The organism is Halomonas jincaotanensis (assembly GCF_018448785.1).
Classification (GTDB): Bacteria; Pseudomonadota; Gammaproteobacteria; order Pseudomonadales; family Halomonadaceae; genus Halomonas; species Halomonas jincaotanensis.
The window spans coordinates 1-26,572 of sequence record NZ_JAHCLU010000028.1; the positions used below are offsets into that span (position 1 = coordinate 1).

11 protein-coding genes and 1 pseudogene are annotated in these 26,572 nt (G+C 59.0%); 10 read left to right on the forward strand and 2 right to left on the reverse strand.

Annotation, left to right across the window (positions count from 1 at the left end; genetic code table 11):
• Positions 1–1,502 precede the first annotated feature (1,502 nt).
• From KG088_RS17620 to KG088_RS17655, 9 genes are all read left to right on the forward strand, one after another.
• Complete coding sequence (locus KG088_RS17620; protein ID WP_213827660.1) at positions 1,503–9,176, forward strand: SpvB/TcaC N-terminal domain-containing protein; 7,674 nt, start codon at positions 1,503–1,505, stop codon at positions 9,174–9,176.
• Positions 9,177–9,264: 88 nt separating this feature from the next.
• Entirely contained in the window at positions 9,265–9,459 is a 195-nt protein-coding gene (locus KG088_RS17625) for a hypothetical protein (protein WP_213827662.1), read from the forward strand.
• Positions 9,456–9,668: a hypothetical protein gene (locus KG088_RS17630; protein ID WP_213827664.1), complete on the forward strand. Its 213-nt coding sequence runs from the start codon at positions 9,456–9,458 to the stop codon at positions 9,666–9,668. Before KG088_RS17625 ends, KG088_RS17630 begins: the two co-directional genes overlap by 4 nt.
• A 443-nt stretch (positions 9,669–10,111) precedes the next feature.
• Positions 10,112–17,170: a neuraminidase-like domain-containing protein gene (locus KG088_RS17635; RefSeq protein ID WP_213827666.1), complete on the forward strand. Its 7,059-nt coding sequence runs from the start codon at positions 10,112–10,114 to the stop codon at positions 17,168–17,170.
• A gap of 37 nt (positions 17,171–17,207) precedes the next feature.
• The gene (locus tag KG088_RS17640; protein ID WP_213827668.1) at positions 17,208–20,600 is read left to right on the forward strand and encodes a Tc toxin subunit A-related protein; all 3,393 of its coding nucleotides are present in this window, start codon (positions 17,208–17,210) and stop codon (positions 20,598–20,600) included.
• A gap of 254 nt (positions 20,601–20,854) precedes the next feature.
• Positions 20,855–20,989 (forward strand): hypothetical protein, encoded by a 135-nt coding sequence (locus tag KG088_RS20095; protein ID WP_406565621.1) that lies wholly within the window; start codon positions 20,855–20,857, stop codon positions 20,987–20,989.
• A 371-nt stretch (positions 20,990–21,360) separates the two neighbouring features.
• Entirely contained in the window at positions 21,361–22,767 is a 1,407-nt protein-coding gene (locus tag KG088_RS17645) for a KAP family P-loop NTPase fold protein (protein WP_213827670.1), read from the forward strand.
• A 24-nt stretch (positions 22,768–22,791) separates the two neighbouring features.
• Positions 22,792–24,414 (forward strand): hypothetical protein, encoded by a 1,623-nt coding sequence (locus tag KG088_RS17650; RefSeq protein WP_213827672.1) that lies wholly within the window; start codon positions 22,792–22,794, stop codon positions 24,412–24,414.
• A 24-nt stretch (positions 24,415–24,438) separates the two neighbouring features.
• Positions 24,439–25,443, forward strand: coding sequence for a hypothetical protein (locus tag KG088_RS17655; protein WP_213827674.1), 1,005 nt, complete (start codon positions 24,439–24,441; stop codon positions 25,441–25,443).
• A 21-nt stretch (positions 25,444–25,464) separates the two neighbouring features.
• On the opposite strand, the gene tnpA is transcribed toward KG088_RS17655, so the two are convergent.
• Positions 25,465–25,548, reverse strand: coding sequence for an IS66 family insertion sequence element accessory protein TnpA (gene tnpA / locus KG088_RS20100; protein WP_406565623.1), 84 nt, complete (start codon positions 25,546–25,548; stop codon positions 25,465–25,467).
• A 356-nt stretch (positions 25,549–25,904) separates the two neighbouring features.
• On the opposite strand from tnpA, the pseudogene KG088_RS17660 reads away from it, so the two are divergent.
• Positions 25,905–25,997: pseudogene (locus KG088_RS17660) on the forward strand (IS5/IS1182 family transposase); the annotation flags it as partial.
• 71 nt (positions 25,998–26,068) lie between these two features.
• On the opposite strand, the gene KG088_RS17665 reads toward KG088_RS17660, so the two are convergent.
• Complete coding sequence (locus KG088_RS17665; RefSeq protein WP_213827675.1) at positions 26,069–26,563, reverse strand: hypothetical protein; 495 nt, start codon at positions 26,561–26,563, stop codon at positions 26,069–26,071.
• Positions 26,564–26,572 lie beyond the last annotated feature (9 nt).

The window sequence follows — 26,572 nt, forward strand, 5'->3', positions numbered from 1 at the left end:
TCTGTCGAGCAGTCTACGTCAGAAGACTCTACTTAGCCGGCCTCAATCCCTGTCCAGCCCCTTGGGTCCATCTCTCTGAGCCCTCAAGAACATGGATCACTGACTAAAAGTGGTGCGATGCCGAACTCGGGCCATCGCGCTATCACTAACGGCGGATTTTGAATCCGTTTTTCGACATTTCTAGGCCGCGCTTGCTACGGGCATTTGTCGATAAATCAACCGCTTGAACACTTACACTGCTTACACACACAACGTAGAGTAGCTGCAGTCTGCGACCAAACTGCGACCAGATTGAAGCCAGCAACTGCAGCGGACGAGCGTCCGCTGCGCAGGTGACGGCGCTATACCACCGGTGATTTCTAAGATAGCCATTAATACTGCCCATTTTCGGATCGTCTACCGGGGCAAATTACTAGCTATCGATCTCGGTACACGGCATAAACGCTGCTCAGCAAGCTTGGCGGTCAGCTCGCTGAGGCTGGTGGGTGCCGCGCCTGGTCTCGGCAGGGATCTTCGGTGTCGTGGTGGCTTGTTGATGCAGCTTGATGTCCATGTCCCTGCTCCTGAATGAACTGCGCGAGAAGCGCTCTTGCTGCCAGCAGAGGATAGCTCCTATCGCTCATTTGATCATCAAGGACCCTACACATAGGAAAGCATCGCCGAGCAGGCCCAACGGCTAGGGCTGGAGGATGACGCAGAAGAGATCAATGGCCAAAAATTCTGGTACTTTTCTGTTGCGAACCCTCCGCCTGCTTCCTACCTTGACGTTATAGAGTCCGCTTAAGATGGCTGAGTAACGCACGAGTATGATGATAGCGACAAGACCGACTAGCTATATGGTACTTAGGGCCCCCAACCTCTTGTGCAGGGTGTGGGCGGTAGCTTGATTGCGTTTCAAAATGCTTAACCTGGCCGAGCGGACTTAATACGCCAGCGAAACTGTTGTCCAGTATATTTATATATCTGGATGGTTTATTTAGTGCCTAAGCTTCGGGTCCGGTGTTTGATCCCCCGCTCGTGGCATAACTCAACCCGCCTGTCCTGCCATTATTTCATCGCTGCAATGAGTGATTGATGGATCTGGTGCTTGGTTTATCGTCGTCGGAATCGTGCCGAGCCAGTTCCGCCAGCGCTGGCCCTTCACGCCGCGTAAGCATGCCATGCAAAGCAGAGCGTAATAACCGAGGGCGTCAGAGACTCCCAGGCACGATCGGTATGACATCCGGCCCCACCGCAGGAATTCATGAGTGGCAACCAATACCTCCTTCCTTCCTTCTGCTCTGGCGTCAGCGTGGCCAGCTAGTTGTACTGGGTCTTATGTGGCCAGAAGCCTTGTCCTGATAACGCCAGCGTCAACTGGCTGAGTTAGCGACGCCATTTTTGGCAGCCAGCAACGAATCACTCCTATAGATCATTTGATCAACCAAGACCCTGTCGCTACCCAATATTGACCTCAGGTCACCCGCTTCACGGTGATCGATTGAAATGACATGAGGTGACCCATGACTGACGAGGAGACTGCGCAAGCGCAGGGCGGCGAAGAGCAGAAGCCCGCGGTTCCCTCCATCTCCCTGCCCAAGGGCGGTGGGGCTATCGGCGGCATGGGTGAAAAGTTCGCCGCCAATCCGGTCACGGGCACGGGTTCCATGTCCGTGCCTATCGCGACCAGCCCGGGGCGTTCGGGCTTCGGCCCTCAGCTTGCACTGACCTATGATTCCGGTGCCGGAAATGGGCCGTTTGGCTTCGGCTGGACGCTTTCCCTGCCGTCGATCACCCGCAAGACCGACAAGGGACTGCCACAGTACCGCGATGCGGAGGACTCGGACGTCCTCATTCTCTCCGGCGCCGAAGACCTGGTGCCCGTGTACCGTCAGGACCCTGACGGAACCTGGATTGCCGACCATCCAGGTTTCCAGCGGGATGCGGAAGGGGGCTGGGTGCGGGATCCATCCGGCCGTCTGGTCGTTCACGAAGACGAACTCGACGGCTACCAGGTTCGCCGCTACCGGCCACGCATCGAGGGGCTCTTCGCGCGCATCGAGCGTTGGACCGAGCTCGACGCACCGGGCGCTGTTCACTGGCGTTCGATCTCCAAAGACAACATCCTCACCCTCTACGGGTTCGATGCGAACTCGCGTATCGCCGATCCATTGGATGCGAGCCACATCTTCCGTTGGTTGATCTGCGAGACGCGCGACGACAAGGGCAACGCCGTGCTCTACCGCTACAAGGCGGAAGACGGGCTTGGTGTCGATATCGACAATGCGCACGAGCGCAACCGCGGGCCGCGTAACGACGCCCGCCGCACGGCTAACCGCTACCTCAAGCGTATCCACTACGGCAACCGCACGCCGCTACTCGGCAATACCGGTGTGCGCCCTCGTTTCCTGGACAAGGCGGCAATCGATGCCCAGATCGGCAACGCCGACTGGATGTTCGAGGTGGTGTTCGATTACGACGATCACGACGCCAACGTCCCCCAGCCGAGCGAAACGCGACCTTGGCCAGCACGCAGTGATCCGTTCTCCGCCTACCGGTCCGGCTTTGAGGTCCGCACCTATCGCCTCTGCCAGCGCGTCCTGATGTTCCATCACTTTCCGGGAACGGAACAGGACGGCGTGGGAGCCGACTGCCTGGTACGCTCCACCGACTTCACTTATTCGGACGAAGTCGATCCCACGGATGTCCGCAACCCGGTCTACACCTTCCTGCACAAGGCCACCCAGAGCGGGTATCGCCGCAACAACAACGGCTACGACAAGCGCAGCCTACCGCCCGTCGAGTTCGAATACACCGAACCCAACGTGCAGGACACCGTGGAGGAAGCAGATCCGCAGAGCCTCGAGAACCTACCCCTCGGCTTGGATCGCAGCGCCTATCGCTGGACCGACCTGCACGGCGAGGGTATCCCCGGCGTCCTCACCGAGCAAGGCGGCGCCTGGTTCTACAAGCGCAACCTTAGCCCGATCAACGAAAGGGTCGAAAACGGCACTCCCCAGGTCGAAGCAATGTTCGCCCCTGTCGAGCGGGTCGCCACCAAGCCTAACCTCGCCTTAGGCAGTGGGGCGCAGTTCATGGACCTGGCCGGTGACGGCCAACCCGATCTGGTGATGCTGGAAGGGCCCATGCCTGGCCTCTACGAACACGACGGCAAGGAAGGCTGGCAGCCCTTCCGCCCCTTCAGCTCACGCCTGAACCGCGACTTCGGCGACCCGAACCTCAAGTTCGTGGACCTCGACGGCGACGGCCACGCCGACGTACTGATCACCGAAAACGACGCCTTCGTCTGGCACGCCTCGCTTGCCGAAGAGGGGTTCGGCCCGGCCCGGCGCGTCGCGCAGGCGCTCGACGAAGAGAAAGGCCCACGCATCGTCTTCGCCGACGGCACGCAGTCCATCCATCTCGCCGACCTCTCGGGCGACGGCCTGACCGACCTCGTACGCATCCGCAACGGTGAGGTCTGCTACTGGCCCAACTTGGGCTATGGCCGTTTCGGCGCCAAGGTAACGATGGATCATGCGCCCTACTTCGACAATCTCGATCAGTTCGACCAGAAGCGCATCCGCCTGGCCGACATTGATGGCAGCGGCACCACCGACATCATTTACCTGCACCGCGACGGCGTGCGTCTCTACTTCAACCAGTCGGGCAATGGCTTGAGCCAGCCGCATCTGCTAAAAATCTTTCCGCGCATCGACGACGTCGTGAGCATCGTGCCCACCGACCTGCTCGGCAACGGCACCGCCTGCCTGGTCTGGTCATCGCCCCTGCCCGGCGATGGGCGACGGCAGATGCGCTACGTCAACTTGATGGGCCGCCGCAAACCGCACTTGCTGATCAAGACCATCAACAACCTCGGCGCCGAAACCCGCGTCGATTACGCGCCCTCGACGAAGTTCTACCTGCAGGACAAACGCGACGGCAAGCCTTGGATCACCCGGCTGCCGTTTCCGGTGCACGTGGTCGAGCGCGTCGTGACCTACGACCGCATCAGCCGCAACCGCTTCGTCACCCGTTACGCCTACCACCACGGCTACTTCGACGGTGAGGAGCGCGAGTTCCGCGGCTTCGGCATGGTCGAGCAGTTCGACACCGAAGCGTTCGAAGACTATGTCATCGGCGTGGAGGCCGTGGAAGGAGCACAAGAACTCGCGCCGGAGCTGAACCAGCCGCCAGTCACGAGCCGAACTTGGTATCACACGGGTGCGTTCCTCGATCAAGCCCGAATCCTTCATCAGTATCGGCACGAGTACTACCAGCAGAAACAGCAGATTCCTGAGCCTGTCATCCCGGAAGAGATTAGCGCCAACGAACTGCGTGAGTGCGCCCGTGCCCTGAAGGGTTTACCGCTACGACAGGAAATCTACAGCTACGACGGTTCTGCTGAAGAAGATTACCCCTACACCGTCACCGAGAACAACTTTGAGATCCGCTGGCTACAGCCACGAGGCAGTCAGCGGCACGGTGTCTTCTTCCCGGTGGGCCGGGAGTCTATTTCACTCAACTACGAACGAAATCCGGCTGACCCCCGTATATCGCACACCTTCGGTCTGGAGCTGGACGAGTACGGCAATGCCCGCAAGTCCTGCTCTGCCGTGTATGGCCGCAAGAATGCCGATACATCTCTTCCCACCGAGACCTCACGCGAGCAGCAGCACAGCTACATCACCTATGCCGAAGCGGATTACACGCCTGACATTGAGCAAGCTGCGCCAGTCGAAGCCTATCGCTTGCGTGTCCCCTTCGAGTCCAGAAACTACGAAATCACCGGCATCGCGCCGGATGCCATCTTCTTCCAGTTCGATGAAATCAAGTCGAAGATCGCCACTACCGCCGAAATCGACTACGAAGTTGTCGCGGATGACGTCACGCCCCAGAAGCGTGTCCTTTCCCACAATCGCACGCTCTTCCTCGACAACGCCCTGAACCCCCTGCCTCTGGGTGAGTGGGACTCTCTGGGGATGATCCATCAGAGCTACACACTTGCCTTTACCCCTGGCGTCACGGCCGCTCACTATGCGGGAAAGGTCAGCGACGCCGAATTCGCTGCCGCTGGCTATGTCCATTTCGATGGCGACATCAACTGGTGGATGCCATCGGGTACAGTGATCTACCCCGCCGACCCTCGCGCTCATTTCTATCTCCCGATCGGTGCCAAAGATCCCATGGGCTTGGAGACAACAGCGACTTTCGATCAGTACACGCTACTGATCGATAAGGTCGAGGTTAAGCAAGCTGCTTGGAGCGTGGTTACGGCGCTTAACGATTACCGCATGCTTGGCCCCGTGTTGATGACCGACCCCAACGGCAACCGCTCGGCCGTCGAGCATGATGAGTTAGGCATGGTGGTCAAGACTGCCGTGATGGGCAAGGTCGGCTCTGCGGACGGCGACACGCTGCTCGACCCGACGACACGGATGGAATACGAGTTGTTCAACTGGATGAACAACCGCAAGCCCAACTATGTTCACACCTTTGCGCGCGAACAGCACGGCGCTGCCAATCCCCGCTGGCAGGAAAGCTACGCCTTCTCCAACGGCAGCGGTGGCGTTGCGATGGTCAAGGCACAGGCGCATCCCGGCATGGCGTTCCGGGTTAATCCGGACGGCAGCAAGGTGGAGGTGGACGCGGATCCGCGCTGGGTGGGCAACGGACGTACGGTGCTAAACAATAAAGGCAAGCCCGTCAAGCAGTACGAGCCGTATTTCAGCACCACACACGAATACGAAGACGAAAAGGTACTTCGCGAAATCGGCGTCACGGCAATCCTCTACTACGATCCGGTCGGACGTAACATCCGCACGGTGTTCCCGAACGGCACCTTCGCCAAGGTGGAGTTCACTCCGTGGTGGCAGAAGGTCTTTGACGCCAACGACACAGTCAAGCAAAGCCAGTGGTATGCAGACCGGGGCAGTCCTGAGCCGGCCACACAACCCGAGCCACTGAACGACCCCGAACGCCGTGCCGCCTGGCTCGCAGCCAAGCATGCGGATACGCCTGGTGTAATTCACTTCGATAGCCTGGGACGGCCCAACTACGCCATCTCGGACTACGGCGGTGGTAAAACGGCGGCGGTGCGTTCCGAGAGCGACCTGACGGGACGCTTCTCCAAGCTCTTCGACCAGGAACAGCGGGAAGTTGCCAGCGGCTTTGTCAGTATGGCGGGCACGCCCATCGTCGGTGAGAGTGCCGAGAAAGGTCGTCGCTGGACATTCCCGAACGCGCTGGGCGCGCTGGTCAAGACCTGGGACGAGCACGGACGCCAGTTCCGCGCCGAGTACGATAGTTTGCACCGGCCAGTCAGCACCTTTGTACACGAAGGCGGACAGGCCGAGATTCTATTCAACTATGTGGTCTACGGCGACCGCCTGGTCAATGCTCAGCAACTCAATCTGCTCGGCACCGCGCATCAAATCTTCGACCAGGCCGGCATGGTGCGTGTACCGGAGCTGGACTTCAAGGGCAATCCCAAGTCCGTGGAACGCGTACTGGCCATGGATTACAAGAACAATCTGGACTGGAGTGCACTTCCCGTCCAGCCGGATCTCGCCGCCATTCAGGCCGCCGCTGATACTGCGTTGGAAATCGCTGAAGTCTTCACCGCCAGTTCTCAGTACGACGCGCTGAACCGCCCGACGCAGGTCACGCTGCCCGATGAGACAATGATCCTGCCCAAGTACAACGAGGCCAACTTCCTGACCTCTCTGCGCGCCCAGATCAGGGGCCAGGGTAACTTCATCGAGTTCCTCAAGAAGCAGGACTACGACGCCAAGGGCCAGCGGCAGTTCGCGCAATACGGCAACGAGGTGTTCACCCGTTACTTCTACGATCCGAACACGTTCCGACTGACCAATCTGCTGACCTACAAGTCGGGCGCCGATCCGCAGACGCAGGGGCTGCAGAACCTGAACTACACCTATGATCCAGTCGGCAACATCACCCAGATCCGCGACGATGCGCAGCAGACCCACTACTTTAACAACGCGGTCGTCAAACAGGAGAACCTTTACGAATACGACGCGATTTACCAGCTTGTGCGCGCTACTGGCCGGGAGCTCGCGGGATTCGGGAACGACACAGTCCGTACGCATACCGATTTGGACTTTCTGCCCCAGTTGCCGCACCTCAACAATACCGATGCGGTGCGAAACTATACCGAGGAATACGAGTATGACTTGCTCGGCAACATCAAGGTGCTCCGGCACCACTTCAATCCGCAACCGGGGCTGGGGGGCGGCTGGACGCGGCACTATCGCCACGCCTTTGACGACGCCCCCGGAAACCGCACCAACCGTTTAACGGCCACCAGCCTGCCCGGCGATCCGGACGCGGGTCCCTACACCGGCAAGTACGACTACGACGCTTACGGGAACATGATCCGGATGCCGCACCTCGCCTCGATGGACTGGAACTTCATGGACCAACTCCGGCACGCGGACCTGGGAGGCGGCGGAAACGCGTATTACGTCTATGGCCTGGGCGGTCAGCGAATGCGCAAGGTGATCGAGCGCGACGGCAACCTGAAGCTCGAGTGGATCTTCCTCGGCGCGATCATGATCTTCCGCCGGCGCCGGCGGAATACCAATGAACTGCGGTTCGAGCGCTCGACGGTCCACATCAGCGACAACACCGGGCACATTGCGCAGGTCGATACGAAAACGCGCGATGACGACAACGCTGATCCGGCCAACCCGCTCGGCGTCGCACTCATTCGTTACCAGTACACGAATCACCTTGGTTCGGCGACGTTGGAGACAGATGAAGTTGGTAATCCGATTTCCTATGAAGAATACCACCCTTACGGCACGACGGCGTATCGCTCGGCCAAACCAGGGTTCGATCTGAGTCTGAAACGGTATCGGTTCAGCGGCAAGGAACAGGATGACGAAACAGGGCTGTACTACTTTGGGGCGAGATATTATGTGCCGTGGCTGGGAAGATGGACGAGCAGCGATCCAGCAGGCTTCGCAAGCGGCCTGAATCTCTACCGCTACTGTTCGAATAACCCGGTGATGTCCCATGACCCCAATGGCATGGATGACGTGCCGGTCAGAAGCAGGCAGCTCGGACGGAATGCGTCGTGGGAAACAATACAATCGCATGTGCCCGAAGGATACCGGATCAGGGAGGGCATCAACGATGAAAACTATACCCGTCATTGGACGCGTCGAGCCGGCGGATACTGGGACATATTGGAGAGGATCGAAGAAGGCGAGGGTGACGGCAGTCCCGCAAGTACGGAAACTGAAACACCCCATGCTCGCGAGAGCTCGGCACCGATCCCACCTCGAGTGGCTTTTGATCCGTCGCCGCCGCCCTCGCCGACCTACCCGACCAGTCCGATTCCGAAACTGGATATCACCTCGGCTCCGGAAAATACCGATTTCGCGAGAGAGGAGAGCGCCGCCAGAAGTGCGTACAGACAGAGGCACGGAATTACTGGCAGGCAGACAGCCGTTCAGCATCCGCAGAAGTGGCGCGAGGGGGCACGCACCAATACGCATCCAAGGATCACCAACGACCCGCGGTTCCTGCATCCAATCAGTAATGTGCGTGGCACAGGAGGGGTTGGTGACAATGGTCGCCCCTATGCAACTGAACATACGCTTGCTGACCGAGGACGTTACCCGGCTGAAGCTGAGCGCACACAGCGCAGATATGGCGATGTAGCCACGGAAAGAGCGACGACAATTTGGGCCGCACAACGCGTCCGCGAGCGCTCTACGGGAAGTCGCGGACCGTTGTTTATCAGGGAGTATATCGTCGCTCCCATAATGCGCGGGGCGACTGGCCACTTTTCAATGGCGGCAACAAGAACGTTTGTACCCTTCGTAGTTGAGGCTGAGTTGGGTCTTATGGGCGCAGGCATGGCCCTATATAACGCCGGCTACGCCTCAGCGGGTGCCGCTGTGTTCGGTGCCGCATCCTATGTTCCCGTCGTCGGCGGAGGGCTTGTCGCAGGTGCTGTGGTGGGGAATGCAGCCGAAAACCTGGCCAGGGAAGTGGGTCTCAGCAGGGAAGAATCACAGGGCGCAGGAGCTCTCGCGTCGGTTGGAGCGGGTGCTGCGGTCGGGGCGCTCATCGGCTCGGTTGTTCCGGGGGTCGGGACGGCCGCCGGAGCCGCCGTTGGAGCAGCCGCGGGTCTGATCGGCTATGGATTGAGCAAGCTATTCTAGAGAAAGCATGTTCAAGAGAAAGAATGATACCAGTTGTTGAAGACACAAGTCGCCACGGCGAACAATTAGAGGACAGAGGAGGACACCAATGAACAAGATCACGTTTGCACTGAATCAAGGCAGGCGCGGCACAGCCGTGGAAGATCTACAGGATGTTTTGCAGCAATGCCTGGAGCTCGGCGTCCCCCTGGCCAACGACGAACCCGCTCGGCGCGAGTTGTCGGCGGAGCCGGAAAGCGGGGGACAGACCACGCATATGAAACGGAAGGCACCAACCCGATGAATTTCGACCCTCAGAAATTCTTCACCAGCCTGATGGATTTTTTCTCCATCCTGCTGCCGGGCGCGCTGCTCACTTATCTGCTGATAGGAGAGGTGGGCTCGGTTGTGCAGGCGGATCGCTATGACAAACTCCTTGGCTCGCAAGCTTGGGGTGCCTTCCTGCTCGCGAGCTACCTCCTCAGCCACCTGGTCTTGCTGCTTGGCTCATGATTGGAAGAGTTCACGACTGGCCTCGGGTTGCTATGCGCTAAATGCGCAGATCACGCGATTCGCCAACCGTACCCCGCCCACACCCTGATCTGGCTGATGTCCAAAGGCGAACGCAACGTCGCCACGGTCCGGACCGAAAAGTTAAAGCAGCAGTCCCCCAGCACCCTGCAGGCCAGGTTACGTCGAGACCGAGAAGGCCTAAAAAGACAGAGAAAAGATTGTATGCCGGCTGAAAGTAATCTCCCCATCCCGACGCGTCCATGCTTGTAAACGTCTCGCTGCCCCAAGCGAAGGTGTCAGCGCTGTGTAAGCCCAAGGCATTTTCAACGGCAATCCACACTGGTCACTTTCCTGGCCGGTACGCAGAAAAATGGTTTTCACACCCTCTCGAAACGTAAGCCACCCGAGCCGATTAGCGCTCGGAATGGCTGGAGACCTGAACCATGAATACGATCACCTTTCCCCTGACACTGGATATGCAGGGGCTTGCCGTAGCCGACCTGCATGACGCGCTGCAACTGTGCCTGGAACGCGGCGCCCTCCTCGCCGACGATAAGGACTTCCAGCGCGAAATTGCTGACGAGCTAAAGCGCGAGCAAGACGAGCAAACCTACGGTGACGTAACCAGCAAACTGGTTAGCTATTTTCAGACAGAGCGGCAGTTGCAGGTCAGTGGAGACGTGGATGAACCGACAGCCGGCGCTCTGAATCGCCTGCTCAAAGAGTTGGGGGCCTTACGTCCCACTGGAGAGTATCAGGTCACGGGCCGCGTCGTGAGCCGGGTCAGTGCCGCCCTGAATGGCCTGCGCGTTGTAGTGGTGGACAAAGCGGTCGGCAGTGATGGGACTCTCGCCGAGGCGCAAACCGATGCGCGGGGCTATTATGCGGTTTCGTTTTCCGAGGCCGAGCTCAGGCGCCGCGGCAAGGAGAAGCCAGATCTGCAATCGCGGGTCTTTTCCGGCAATCAGTTTCTCGCGGCTTCCGAGGTCCGATACGACGCCTCGACCCAGGAAACGTTGAATATCCTTCTGGATGAGAAGGCATCGAGCAACCTGCGGTCCGAGCACGAGACGCTGGCTTCCGCCCTTTCCATGCACTACAAGGGCAAGCTCAGCGATCTACAGGAGACGGACGAGCGTCAGGACATCACGTATCTTGCCAATAAGTCCGGCTGGGATGCCCGTGCTGTCGCCCTCACTGCGCTCGCCGACCAGTTCAGTGCGAAGACGGCGTTTGCGGGCGCGAATGTGCGCATCGAGCCGCCCTTCTTCTATGCGCTATTCCGCTCGGGAGTGCCTGCAAACGAAGCGGCCGTCTACCGCACGGATTCCAAAACTGTCGAGGGCATCTGGAACCAGGCGCTCAAGCAGAACGTGATCCCAAGCAATCTGCACGACCGCTTGCCGGAGGCTATGAAACTGTTCCAACGCGTGGCAAGCCAGCAGTTGCTGGAAGGTCCGGCGCTCGCAGGGCTCTCATCGTTCAAGGATCTCCTCGCGATCTCCCTTAGTGACACTCGACAGCAACAGCAGGTCGCGGACCTGTACGTCCATCACGGACACGACCCGGAGGCCTTCTGGCAACAGGTGCAGGGGACTCTCGGCGACGCAACAATGAAGCAGCTCAAGCTGGACGGGCAACTCGCCTATCTCACCATGAGCAACGCCCCGCTGATCGAGAAGCTGCACGCGGCTGCAGGTGAGAATGGGCTGCAAGACAGCGCTCAGTTGGTGGCCCAAGGCTTCCACCGCGCCGCCAAGTGGCTCGAAAGCATCGGCAGTGATCGGATCCCTTCGGAAGTCCCCGGCAGGGACGAAAGCGAGAAGCGCGAGCGCTACGCCGAATTGCTGGCTGCACAGCTGCGGTTCAGCTTCCCGACGGCGACCGTGGCACAGATGGTGAAGAGCGGAGAGACACCGGTCGTCGCCGCGGATGCTCGTAGCCCTATACACGGGTTCCTCACTCAACATGAAGACAAGTTCGAGATCGGCATGCAGCCCGTTGCTCAGTACGTAGCGCGCAACAACCTGCAGGTGGCCCCTGAGGTGGCGCGGGAGGTGACCCGCATCCAGCGCGTCTACCAGATCACGCCTGACGACGAGTCGATGAACGGGCTGCTGAAGAAGGGGATCGACTCGGCCTACGCCGTGGTGCGCTACGAGCGGGACGAGTTCCTCCGCGCCTTCAAAGATGACGTCGGGGGCGAGCAGAATGCGCGGCTGGTCCACGCCAAGGCGCAGCAGGTGCACACGGCGGTGCTGAACGTCGCGCTCACCTTCCTCACCGCCAGGAGCGCGCCAGGCATCGGCGTCCACTCGCCGGCTTCCATCGTCGACCCGACACCGTCGCCCCCAGCCCATGCCGCCGACGTCCTAGCCTACGCGACCTTGGAGAACCTCTTCGGCGAGATGGACTACTGCACCTGCGAGCACTGCCGCTCGATCCTCAGCCCGGCGGCTTATCTGGTGGACCTACTTCGATTCTTGTACAGCGATGATGGTCTTTGGGCCTCGTTTGTACAAACTTGGAAATCCGAGCATGCGAACGCACCTTATCCCTTCTACGATCAGGCGTCGTGGACCAAGTTTCAGGATGACTGGAACAGTGCACATCCGGGAGAACAACTACCGAACACGGAGATATCACCCTTCGATGTATTGATTTCACGCCGCCCTGACATTCAGCACCTGCCGCTGACCTGTGAGAACACCAACACACCCCTCCCCTACATCGATCTGGTCAACGAGACGCTGGAGTACTACGTCACGAACGGACTCACGCTCGCGGGCTATAGGGGTCACGACACCGACGACAGTGTTAAGCCCGAGGAGTTGCTGGCCAGCCCGCAGTTCGTCGGCGAGACCGCCTATACGGCGCTGGCGAAAGAGCACTTCCCGCCCCCTTTGCCCTTCCACCAATCCCTGGACAGCGTGCGCCGGTACTTCGGCCGCTTCGAGGCCCCCCTGGCCGAGATTATGGAGGCGCTACGCAAGGATGACAGTCTGGAACGGGCGAGCGACGCCGAGTACGGTTGGCGCGATATCTGGATGGAGACGCTCGGGCTCTCGCGGGCAGAGCATCGTTTGCTGGCCGAGCGCTGGCTTACCGGCAGCGCCACCGATGTCATGCTGACGGTGAAGCGGCTTTACGGCTTCGACCCTGCCACCGCCGACGCCGATGGGCGGGCGGTGCTGGACAACGCCAAATCGTTCTCCCACCGGGTCGGGATCACCTACGAACAACTCGTGGAGATCCTCAGGACCCGCTTCGTCAACCCCAATTCTCATCTCATCCCCCGACTGGAGCGGCTGGGCGTTCCCTTTGCGACTCTCAAGGCGCTCAAGGACGGGTCCATCACCGACGCCGAGTTCGACGCCCTGCTCGCCCCCGGCCTCAACCCGGCGCAGTACGGCGGCAACATCAAGGAGTGGGTGAAGAACGACGACAACTACAGCCAGATCATGGGCCTCCTCACGCTCACCAACCCAGCCGACCCGGAGAATGTCTGCAGGTTCGACAAGGTGGAGCTGCGCTACTCGAACCCCGACACGAGCGCCAACCAGCTCCGATCCTTCGAGTTTATCCGCCTCATCCGTTTCATCAGGCTCTGGAAGAAACTCGGCTGGACCATCGAACAGACCGACAAAGCCATCAGCGCCCTCTACCCGGCGGGGCAGACGCCTGACGACCCCAGCGACGCGGTAAACCTGGAGCGGCTCGACGCGGGGTTCCTCATCCTGCTTCCCAGTCTGGGTGTGCTGCGGCGGGTAATGGACCTCCTCAAGCTGGCGCCGCAGAAGGACCTGTTCCCCCTGCTCGCCTCCTTCGCCCCCATCGGCACCCACGGCGAATCGTCCCTCTACCGGCAGATGTTTCTCAGCGCGTCGCTGCTCGACGAGGCATTCGCAGAAGACGGGTACGGGAACTACCTCACCAATACGGCCAAGAAGCTGCTGGACCACGGCGAGACCCTGCGTGCCGCCTTCTCGCTTACCGCCAGCGAGTTCAGCCACATCACGGCTGCGCTGGACTACGATGCCGGCACGGTACTCACACTCAACAATGTAAGTGCCGTCTTTCGCCGCGGCTGGCTGGCGCGCAAACTCAAACTAAGCGTGCAGGAGCTCCTCCTGCTCACCCAGTTGACGGGCTACAACCCATTCGAAACACCCGACCCGACCGCCCCCGCCATCCTGCGCCTCATCGAGTTCGTGGGCCGCCTGCGCGCCATCGGGGTCAAGCCGGTGCAGGCCCTCTATCTGGTCTGGAACCAGGACCTGAGCGGCAAGTCGGCGCCGGACGAAGCGGAGGTGACCGAATTTGCCCGTACCTTGCGCGGCGCCCTGACGGCCATCGAGGGCGAGTTCACAGTCGTCGACGACCCGGACGGCTCCATCGCCCGAGCGCGTATGGCTCTGGTCTACGGCAACGATGCCACCGATCTCTTCTTCGGCCTGCTGGAGAACACCTTCGTCACCGCCGTAGAGTACGATCACAACCAGGACACGCTTGATCAGCCGATCATGGACGCCTCGCCGGGGCATATCGCCTACGATGACTTCAGGAAACGGCTCTCTTATACCGGCGTCCTGACAACGGCCACCCGCGATGCGCTGAAGGCCGTACCCGGGGTGACAGAAACTTTCAAGGATGCAGTGGATGCGCTCTACGCCGAGAACCAGAAGGTCGTCAGGCCCTTCTTCTACCGCTACCCGGAACTGCTGCCACTTTACGACGTCTATGTGGTCTCCGCCGACCCGGTGGAGGCGAAGCGGACCGCCCTGCTGGAGGCCTTCCTCCCGGAGTTGAAGCGCCGCCGGAAGCGCCAGCAGGCGTTGCAGTCGGTCAGTGCCGCTTCCGAGGCCGATATAAGGCTGGCGAGTGCTCTACTCGAAATCGCGGCCGTTCTCCACGCGGCTGGTGACGTGAGCCGCCCCGCCCTCGACGACGTCGCTGCCCTTGAAACGACGGGCCTGGCGGCGCGGTACTTCTATGCCCCCTCGGCGTCGGGGAGTCCCGACCTTAACCACGATGCCGAGGCCAACCTGGAATACGTCGCCTCGGGAAACAACAAGCTGCCCCCCAATGCCACGACCCCGGGCGGCCCTATTTCCGGCATCTGGAGTGGACACCTGGAGGCGCCGGAGAACGGTTTCTACAACATCCGCATCGACACAGACGCTACTGCTGCGGTGGCGCTCACGCTGAACGGGGCGGCGGTCGCGCTGGCCCAGAGCGATAGCACCTGGAGCAACACGGCGCCCATTGAGCTGCGCGCCGGCACGCTCTACGCCGTCTCCCTCACGGTGGAGAACCTGAAGGACAACTTGGCGTTGCGCTGGCAGACGGCCGGACGCGGTTGGGAGATCATCCCCGCCCCGTACCTCTACTCAGCGACGCTCATCGACAACCTGCGCCAGGCGTACATCCGGTTCTTGAAGGCCACCGCGCTGGCAGGGGCGCTGAAGCTGACGGCGGCTGAGTTGGCCCACCTCGCCGCCCACGCGGACTACCAGGTCGACGGGGAGGGCTGGATGAACCACATGCCGACGACGGACAGCCCGGACAGCGCCACCGCCGCGCTGTTCAAAGCTTTTGGTGCTTGCCTCGATCTTTCCAGTCTCAAGGCGGACCTCTCACCCGGTGACGAGCGATTGCTAGAGGTTCTCCAGAACCCAGCGGCGGCGACCGATGCGGAGGGCCTGCTCTACGTCCTCACCCACTGGGAGAAGCCTTCCCTGGATGCGTTCCTTGTCCGCTTCGGCAAGGCCGCGGCCGATCTCGCCCACGTGGAGACCTTACGACGAGTCTACGACGCTTACGGGTGGGTGAAGAAGCTGGGTGTCCCAGCAGCGGTGCTGATCGAGGCGACGACCAACGAGCCGACCGCCGCCACCATGCGCAGCCTACAGTCCGCGCTGCGCGCCCGCTACGACGAAAGCGCCTGGTTGGAGGTGCTCAGGCCCATCAACGACGCGATGCGCTCTTTGCAGCGTGACGCTTTGGTGGCTTACATCCTGCACCGGATGCGCTCAGATCCCGCCTCGGCGCACATTGATACGCCGGAGAAGCTCTTCGAGTACTTCCTGATGGACGTGCAGATGGACCCCTGTATGCTCACCTCACGCATCCGTCACGCCCTTTCGTCGCTGCAGCTCTTCATCGAGCGCTGTCTGATGAACCTGGAGCCCAGGGTCTCGCCGGCGAGCATAAAGACTAAGCAGTGGGAGTGGATGAAGCGCTACCGGGTCTGGGAGGCGAACCGCAAAGTCTTCCTGTGGCCGGAGAATTGGCTCGAACCGGAGCTCAGAGACGATCAGTCGCCCTTCTTCAAGGAGACCATGAGCGAGCTCTTGCAAGGAGACATCACCGAGGACAGGGCCGCAGAGGCCCTCGTCGGCTACCTGACTAAGCTGGAAGAGGTCGCCAAGCTCGAGATCTGCGGCATCCACTACGAGGAGAACGGAGAAGGCACGGCCAACGACATCGCGCACGTCATCGCCCGCACCGCTGGCGCGAACCGCAAGTACTTCTACCGCCGCCGCGAGGGCGGCTTCTGGACGCCGTGGGAGAAGGTGGGCCTCGACGTCGAGGACAATCCTGTACTGCCGGTCGTCTGGAAAAACCGGCTCTTTCTCTTCTGGCTGAAGCTCGTGCAGGAGACGCAGCAGGAGACGCCGCCGTCGCCCACCGGCGACAGTCTGGCCGACGTTGACCCTTCCCAGGTCTTTCCGAACGAAACGCCGAAGGTCGTCGTCAAGGTCATCCTGAACTGGAGCGAGTTCCTAAACGGCAAGTGGCAGCCGACACGCACTTCCGACCCGGCGAGGCCGCTCGAGCCGCGTGCATCCGGCTATGACCCGAGCGGGCCGTACGCTTTCGACCGCACCCTGCTGACACTCTCGGCCCTCTTAGAGACGAAGGGCCTGCGTATCATCGTGTCCGGCCACGGGTTTGTGGGGTGGGGGCCCTCCTTCTTCCTCTACAACAGCTACAGTACGCCTGAGCGGGAGTCGGTGTGGGTGCACTTCATCCCCATGCGGTCCCTGGTTACGAGCACCGCTACGCTCAAGATCTTCGATCAGGACACGGGTGACTCCCAGTCCGTCCTAAGCAACGATATCGCCCGACACTCATCAGTCGAACCGCACCACCAGATCGATGGCAACACCTGGACCCCTCCGTTCTTCTACGAAGACAGCCGCCACGTATTCTACGTGACGACGGAGGAGCATCTCGTGCCGGTATCTCAGTGGAGCAACTTCCCAATCTTCCTGAATCCGCCCAAACCGGCAATCGAGATTGCCGAGCTGGTGCTGAAGCAGGAGAAGGGCTTGGCGGAGTCCATCCCGCACACCCGACAGCCAGGGTTCGGTGTTGTCGATCCATCACCCCTTGAGCGATACGTTACCGAGGACGCCAACATCGCAACCGCCATCGGCACGCCCGGAACCGTGGACTACGGCGACGCCAACATCGGTCCGTCGGGAAGCCGGTTCTAAGTTGACCGCACTCGGTAACTTGAAAGGAGAAATCGACATGGCGCCCAGGACACAAAGCAAAAACGACTATCACGCGAGCAACGACAACCGTTTAATCGAGCTCTTTCACAACATGGCCTACAAACAGGAGTCGGAGTTCACCTATACATTCGAGAACTTCTTCCACCCCTTTGTCGGGGAGTTGATCGAGAAACTCAACAAAGATTCGTTACCCGGGTTGTTCGATCCTCAGTTTCTCGAAGAGCTGGGCGACGTCACGAAAACTCCGTCGAGCAATCTGCCAGGGAGTTATTACACGCCAAACCCATCCAGCAGCAAGCGCGTCAAGGCCGAGTTCCACGACAAGGAGATAGACATCAAACCGGGCGGGCCATATGCCAACTATAATTGGGAGCTGTTCTTCCACATTCCGCTCACCATCGCTGTACACCTGAGCAAAAACCAGCGCTTCGCCGAGGCACAGCGGTGGTTCCACTTCATCTTCGACCCCACCGCCAACGACACGTCCATCGCCGTGCCGCAGCGCTACTGGAATTTTATCGCCTTCCGGAAAAACAGCGCCGGCAAGCAGATCGACGAGTTGCTGGCGCTGCTCAGCAAGCCAGATTCCGAGCTCATTGATGATGAGCCGGATCTGAAAGCGACGATTTTGGAAGGCTACGAGGCGATTAAGAACAAGCCGTTCCAGCCCCACGCCGTCGCCCGCACGCGGCACCTGGCGTACATGTACAGCGTCGTCATGAAGTACCTGGACAACCTTATCGCATGGGGGGACCAACTGTTCCGTCAGGACACCCTCGAGTCAATCAACGAGGCGACGCAGATCTACGTGCTCGCAACCAACATCTTGGGCAAGCGGCCCGAGCGGGTCCCTTTGAAAGGGAAAGTGAAGCCCAAGACGTTCGCGCAGCTCCAGGCGCAGGGCCTCGACCCGATGGGTAACGCCCTGGTGGAGCTCGAGGGTTTATTTCCCTTCAACCATGGCATCCCCACCGGGAGCGACGACGCGGATGCCGCCGCGCCGCTCTTCGGCATCGGCCGTACCCTCTACTTCTGTGTCCCGCGCAACGACAAACTGCTCGGCTACTGGGACACCGTCGCCGACCGGCTGTTCAAGATCCGTCACTGCATGAACATCGAGGGCGTCGTGCGCCCGCTTGCTTTGTTCGACCCGCCGCTGGACCCCGGCATGCTGGTCAAGGCGGCTGCAGCCGGCATTGACATCGGCGCCATCGTCGCCGGGCTGAATCAGCCGGTCAGCCCCGTGCGCGCCCAACTGCTGATCCAGAAGGCCCTCGAGCTGTGCGCCGAGGTGCGGAACCTTGGAAGCGCGTTGCTGTCGGCCATAGAGAAAGGCGATGACGAGCGTATGGCACTACTGCGGCAGGGCCACGAGATCGAGATTCAGCAGTTGCAACAGGAGGTGCGCTTCCTGCAATGGAAGCAAGCTCAGGAGGGTACGGAGTCGCTGCTCAAGACCCGCGCCGTGATACTGGAGCGCTACCAGTACTACCTGCGTTTGCTGGGTCAGGCGCCGGACGGCAACCTCGCCCCGGACATCTTCTCGCTCGACCGTCGGGAGCTTACAGAAGAGAGCTTCGACGAAGCCTATGCCGCGCTCGTCGGGCAGTACGCGAAGGACGTTCCCGTGCAGGCATACCCTCAGCTCAGTATGGAAGGTGGGGCATCGCCACTCGGCACGTTGGGAGAGCAAGGACCAGGCAAACTTTTTCTTACCACCTCGGAAAGCGACGAGATTGAACACCTGATTTCGGCCAGAAATCTCGGCTTGGCTGCCTCTATCTTTGAGGCCCTCGTACCCTCAGTAACACCTATTCCTGACGCGAAAGTTGATCTTCACTATTGGGGTATTGGGGGCACGGTAGATATGAGGGTTGGGACCGCCATCACGATGGGCATCCAAACTGTTGCGAAAATCTTGCAGATGACTGCTGCCTGGGATCGGGACCAGGCAGGCATAGCCTCGCGCACCGCCACCTACGAGCGCCGCGTCGACGACTGGACCTTGCAGGCCAACTCAGCCGCCCACGAGCTGCGCCAGATCGGGCGGCAAGTCATCTCCTCCCTCATCGCCGAACAGATCGCGCACCGGGAGTACCGAAACGTGCTGCAGCAGATTGAGCACGCGCAGGAGATGGACCGCTTCCTGCGGGAGAAGTTCACCAACGCCGAGCTCTATGCCTGGATGCAGGGCGAGCTCTCGCGCCTCTACTATGAGTATTACCGTTTCGCCTTTGACGTTGCACATCGATCCGAGCAGACGATGAAGCGCGAGCTGATGCGGCCCGAACTCGATAACAAGACGCTCGTCAAGTTCAATTACTGGGAAGGCGGCCGCAAGGGGTTGCTATCCGGCGAGGCACTCTATCTCGACGTCAAGCGGATGGAGATGGCCTACCATGAGCAAAACCAGCGCGAGCTTGAGCTGACCAAACACGTCAGTATGCTGCAAGTGGATCCTTTGGCGCTCGTGCAGTTGCGCACTACGGGCCGTTGCACACTGCGGTTGCCAGAGTCCCTGTTCGATATGGACGGCCCAGGTCACTACTTCCGGCGCATCAAGACGGTCGCGGTGAGCATTCCCTGTGTGACAGGTCCCTACGCCAGCGTTAACTGCACCCTCACCCTGCTCAAGAGCAGCATCCGTAAGACCGCCGTGGTCGGCGATCAATATGCTCGTATTGACGCCAACGATGAGCGCTACAGTGACTATTTTGGCAGCCTGCAATCCATCGTCACGAGCTCAGCGCAGAACGACAGCGGTCTGTTCGAGACCAACCTTCGAGATGAGCGCTACCTGCCCTTTGAGAACTCGGGCGCCATCAGTGAGTGGCAACTGCAATTGCCCGCGGACCCAAGCAAGGAGGAACCGGCACAGTTCGACTACAGCACGGTCAGCGACGTTATCTTGCACGTTCGCTATACCGCCCGCGATGGTGGACGACTGCTACGGAATGGGGCCCTCGCCCACCTGGACGAGCTGATCACGGAGTCGCAGGCGGCCGGCTCGGTCCGGCTCTTCTCCGTGCGGCACGAGTTTCCCTCGGAGTGGTCACGCTTCACCACGCAGGCAGTCGTGCCCAACCAGCGATTCGAGCTGACGCTCCCACTGCGCGACGAGCACTACCCTTTCTGGAGCCGCGGTCGCCTGGAAACCGTGACGCGTGTGGATATCCTGGCCCGCCCCGGAGTATCGGAACCGCCGAACAGCCTCGAGGTCGCCGAAGGCGCCGGCAACGGGGCAGGGGTTCAGTCTGATCCGTTGGTTAAGAACACGGCATTCGGTAACCTCTTCGTGGGTCGGCTGCAAAACGTGCCATTGCCGGCCCAGCCTACAGGAGACCTGCCTCTATTCTTCAATAGCAATGCACTGTTGGATGTGTGGATCGTGGTGACCTGGGGTGCGTAGCAACGGCGGTCGTGACAAGAAGAGGTCAACAAGACCTCGTGTGGAAGAGCTTCCAGTAGACGCGGGCAGCCGACGAGATCGCGACGGCACTGCCAGATGATGCATGGCGGACATGGTCCGCCGGCTCGGGGAGTAAAGGGGAAGAATGATTGGCAGCTGGCGGAATGGCTGGGCGATATCTCGCCCGATGACATCCAATACCTGCTGGATCGAACCCGCTGGAATGCAGAGGCGGCACGCGATGTCCTCCGCCAATGCTGGGCTCTCCTGAAGGTGGCCTGGTCCTGGACGAGACCAGCTTTATCAAGAAAGGTCAGCACTCGGCTGGTGTGCCCAGCCACAACACCTTGGTCAGGGTCATGGCGCTGGTGAATGCCGATCAGCTATAAAGCGCGTTTGCCGAGTTGATGAAGGCTTGCCATGACGCCACTGATGGCGCAATGGTCGCGATCGATGGCAAGACACTACAAGGCTCCTGTCGACGAAGCAATAATAAAGGCGCCATCCACATGGTCAGCGCCTTCAGCGCGGCCAATGGGGTGGTGCTGGATAAGGACGGCATGCCGTGCCAGGCGATTTGTAGGTAATGGCGATTGAACGGCCGAGCCGATCCTGATGATTCACGTTCCCACCCCGCTGCGGGATGGACACGGGCGTGAGCGTGCTACCCAAGACAAACTCAACTGTTGGAACTGGCCAAGAATGAATATCACAGGTAGTCCACTCAGCAATAGGCAAAGTCCTATCAGGAAGGGACGACATGACAGACCTTCGTTTGCACACAGCACAGATGCCCGCATACCTCGACAAGGAGGTATCGTCGGCCGATCACGACAAATTCGGCCATGCCCACCTTGCGGCGGCTCTACGGGGGCTCATTGAAGATGAAAAGCACCGGCCGCCCTATTCGATCGGCCTGCTTGGCAAATGGGGAACCGGAAAGTCCACCGTCAAAGGACTTTATCTCGAACATCTAAGCGGCGACGAGAAGAAGAATGGCGTCGGCATCAAGCGCTGGAATCGTATCTACACGATCACCTTTAATGCCTGGAAATATGGCGGCGAGATTGATATCCGAAAATCACTCTTCCGTCACATATTCCTTCAAATCGGTGGCACGCACGAAGAAGCCGACCGGCATCTTTTCAAGACTATTTCGTCGACGGAGTCCCAACGGAAGCCTTTTAGGGAAATATGGTCAGAATTTATAGATCAGTACGTCTTAGGTTTACTCCTCGTCGGAGCCTTTGCCGGCCTGTTTGTGGCCCTGCTCACGTTAATAGCTTGGGGGTTCGGGTTCGTCGATGATCCCTTAATCACTTCTGCCAGCATTGCCTCATCTTCGGGGATTGTTGGAGTGCTTGCTTGGAAGTACTTTTCCATTCTCCCGACAATATCTTCACGCACTCCTGTCAATACAACCTCACCTCCTAGCCAGACTATCGAGGAGTTCGAAGGCCTGTTTCTCACCCAAATCCAAAAGTTCAAGAAAGATCGTGGCAAGAACATCCGGCGCATTGTCGTCTTCATTGATGACCTGGATCGTCTTACGGCCGATGAGATGGTGAGCGGTCTTGACGGCATTCGCAGCCTGATTGAGATGGCCTCACATGACATACCCGAGGATATCGGCATCGTCTTCGTTATTTCATGCGATGAAGAGCGTGTGGCTGACGCGCTGAGCAAGAGACGCGCCACATCTGATCTACCCGCTGCGGTCTCGAATATTCAGGACGCGCGGCGCTATCTTGATCGTATTTTCCAGTTTCGCCTGGAAATTCCACCCTTCCCTAAACGAGACATACGCAGCTTCGCGCTCGGCTTGCTTGAAACCGAATACCCGGACTTACTGGCCGACCTCAAGGAGCGAGAGATCGACCTTCAGGAGCTTGTGGACAGGATGATTCACCCGGCTGTGCAATGCCCACGCAACGCCATTCAAATCGTCAATCTGTTTGCACAATCTTGGTGGCTCGCAGTCCTGCGCGAACACAATTCTGTCGGTGCCGACAAGCCGGGCGGGCTCGGAGAAGGCGTGGTCACGAAGAACCCGCTCACGCTCGCCATAATATGTGTGATCAGAACCGATTTTCCAGATTTCTATCCGGCGCTTCAAAAGAACCCGCGTATCTTCGATTATTTTATTGACAGATACGTTCGACCGTAACCCTTGGAACCCTTACCAGCAGCAGTGCGCGAACAGCTCGCTGAGTTTGCAACTGACAAATCATTGGCCAGCGAAGAAGAGCAGCTCAAGCGCTGGGAGGTAAAACCGCAGTATCGGGGCCTTCGCCATTTTATGTCCCATAACCAGGACGTCCGCCGTCCCTACAGCCTTCAGCCCCTTCTGGCCCTGTCACAAGATCCTGTTTCCAGAAAGCATGGAGACAAGGCAGTGCCAATCGAAGAGGCGCTGCGGACATCCGACGTGGTTGCGCTCATGGATGCGGCCAGCCTTACAGACAGCAACGAGACGTTTCCTACCGACTTTAGTGCCCTGCTTGCCGATCTTATTGATGACCTGCGTACTGAAACTCCCACCATACAGGACAATGTCGCATTCACCGTTGCTCAACTTGACGAGCGGATTCTCGACAAGGACAAGCGACGTATCCTCGGACATGCCGTGCGGCGCGCCGCAGTCAGCGAACATATGCGCTGGCGCCTCGGTCCTGCCAAACTGCATGCCCTCACGCAATATGCAGAGAACGAGGAATTGCGCGCGCTTGGACGTGCGCTGATCGACGACATTACCGCAGATGCCACGAACGTTCGGCTACCCAGCCGCGAGGTGCCGAGCCTGCGGGAAGGCCGTGAACTTACCCAGGATGCGGCCGACCTTGTCGTCACCCTTATGCAGCATGTTGAGCTTCCGGCGCAGTCGCAATCCGCATTTGGCCAGTGGCTATTAAACCGCACAATTAAGTTCGGGCGTCATTCAGACCAGCTACCGTTATCCTGGCTTGAGGACAAGCTTGCAGACCACGAAGGTATGCTTCTTCCGCTGATCCGCGATGACTATCCGCGGATCATCGTCAACGAATACAAGAAAGAGCAGCCAGAGGATCTCGGCCTGTCCATTTTGATCAACCGCCTCAACGCTGTATTTACGCTTTTCTTCGAACAAGGCACGCAAACGAGGGCAAAGTTGTGGGAGTACCTGAAGGACTTTGCCGCCTTGCGCCAACCTCGCCTTGTAACGCTTGCTTTCTCAACATTCGCCAAATGGCATGGTGATACAGATGTTGATGCGGCACATTCCGTCTTTACCGCTATGGGGGCCCGCCTTGTTCTGCATGAGGAAGATGTCGAAGCATGGCCACTCGACGACGAACAAGCATTGCGTGATATTTTTACCGACCTCACCGAATCACTCGTGTCATTTGATGATGACGGCATCGAGCATATGGTCCAGCTCGCCAAGGAATGGTCCAAATCTACCGAGCGCGCCTACAGCGCCTCCAAGCTTTATACGGTTCTCGGCGAAGTCGATTCGGCAGAATGGACAGCATTGAGCCAGGACTGGGCAAAGCGCTTATTCACAGACCTGCCGGCCACATGCCAGCAGGTCCTCCTTCTCGCAGCCAATAGCAAAAATGCGTCGGACGAGCTTCATACAACCCTGGCTTCAACCATTGCATTATTGCGTGGTCCCACACCGCTCGATGACCATAAAATCGAGGCGCTCTCACGTTTACTTACCACACTAGATAAATCGAGCCTTGAGGCCAGTCCATTTGCAGAGCAGCTTGAACAATTCGTCGAGGATACCGCGAATCTTGTCACGCAGAACCCCGGCGATCACCTTGTTTAAAAAACTAAGGCGCTCGCTGGCACCTTGGAAAAGTTGCCCCCTGAAAAGGTGCAGCAGCTACTCAATAGCTTCGCCCAGTTGCAGCTACAGCCGAAAATTCTGGCTGGCGTCTATCATGTGCTCACCGAAGCCTGGCCGCTACCGGCTGCTGAAAGTGGTCTCGACTATGAGGCCCAAAAGCTGTTCAACGCCGGTATCAATACATTCCACAAAATCGAGAAATTTGATAACGAGGCTGCCGATGTACTTGAGAGCCTCGATAGCCTCCTCCACCGTGCCCGCCTTAGTCAGACAGACAATCAGGACCAACTCATCGCCTGCGCCTACGAGCTATGGCCATACGCCCCCGATGCCAGCAAGAAACTTTGCCGCCGCTACCCCGATGCCAAGCGTATGCCTGAGCAGCTCAAAGAGTTGGTGGGCACGATCGCCGAGGGCGATGATGGTGATGCGGACCGATTCCCGGCTGCGCTTGTGCATGAATCCGACTGCGCCAATGCGACAGCCGTACAAGCGGCAACTATGAGCCTGCTCGCACAGCCGCCACAGGAGGCAAATGGTTCTCCGGACCCGGTCTTGGCGCTATGGGCCAAAGCGGTAGCAGAGCAGGATCCTCAGCCGTTACTCGATACGTTTGTCAGAAAAGATACCAACGACGAGCAGGCCGTCCGACTCTATTACCGCATCCTGGAGAATATTGAGTACATCTCTGACGAGCAATTTATCACTCTGCTACGGAAAACTCTGTCCGTGCCAGAAGGCAGGGAGAAGACGGCGGATTCTCTTGTCAGAAGTCTGAAGGAACTTACGGCGGCAAAGTTCAGCACCGACGATCAGAGTAAGGCTCTTTGCGAAGGCGTGCTTTCGGTCTTTTCCGATATTCCGAAGCGTGCTCGAAAGGCCGAGCTAGCCAAGACTTGCACTCCACTAGGACTTAAAAACGTCGTGACGGATGCTGGCTACACAGACCGCTTGTCTGACGATGACATGCAAGTTATCGAGAAGTATACCGGGAAAATAAGGTTGTAGCCACGACCAAACTTTCTGCCTTTACATGCGGCCTCGGCAGTAGGTCAGCGACTGCTGCTGACAGTACGCCATTCCAGACAATCCGGAGGCTTGCCACTCCGTGATATGATGTTGCCAAAGTTATTTTCGTGCACGGGTAATGCTGATTCCACTTGGGGTTGAAGAGGTAATCAGTGTGCTCAATCTCTGGACTGGAATATTGGTGCTGATGTATTGGCGCTTACATTCAAACCGCCCTGTGCGAGTGGGCCTGTTCCTGGTCTTACGAGAGCTCAGAGGATGAGGCAAGCACTTGCCCAATTGGACCACTTCACATTGCCCGCACGCTAGTCAGGATCATCAGCCTCCGGTTAGGGCTTTGCGTGAACAACATGGTGGGTTTACACAGCTAGAATACCCGGGGCGATTCATTGGTCCAAAGGTTAGGGTCCACTTCACATAGCGCGGTTTTTCATGCATTTTTCCTAGGCATTGCCACACGTTACGATAAATTGAAGCGAAATTATGAAAGCATGGTGGCGTTGGCCTGCGGCTTCCTCTGGCTGCCAATGTGAAACGTCAACAGGCCTTAGAAATATTCCGCATGGGCATTCGTCAAGCCCGTTCTGATAACGCGGGCTAACTTCTACGCCGGAATCGCTGAGAGCAGCTTGGGCAAAGCCTCGAACAATGTCTTTTGCTGACCCTCGCTGAGAGCGTCTTTAACTATCTCCACATTGGCCATCTTTACCTTCAGCCGCGTGGTGGCTGCAACGATGATCATGGAAACGGCAACCCCGGTCGCCAGAATGGTGCCGACCATCAGTTGGTCATCCTGGTATTCATCGAGAGCTTGGCCCAGAGCGGGAGCCATGGCCGGATCCTGGGCAAAGATCAGCAGGAGCGCACGGGCTATCTCCGCAGATTGTTGTACGGGTAGCGGACGACTTTGCTCTGCTTCTGAAAGGCTCAATGCATGCTGAAAGAACGCTGTATTCTTCACCTCGGGAATTACGCCATCCACCATCTCGCTCACCGGTGTCTCCATTCCTTCGAAAACGCGTCCGGAAAACTGCTCCAGCAGACGGATGGCCATGGGGTCGTCGAGTTGCTGAACCCGCTTGATAAGTTGATCTGACATGGGTTCTTC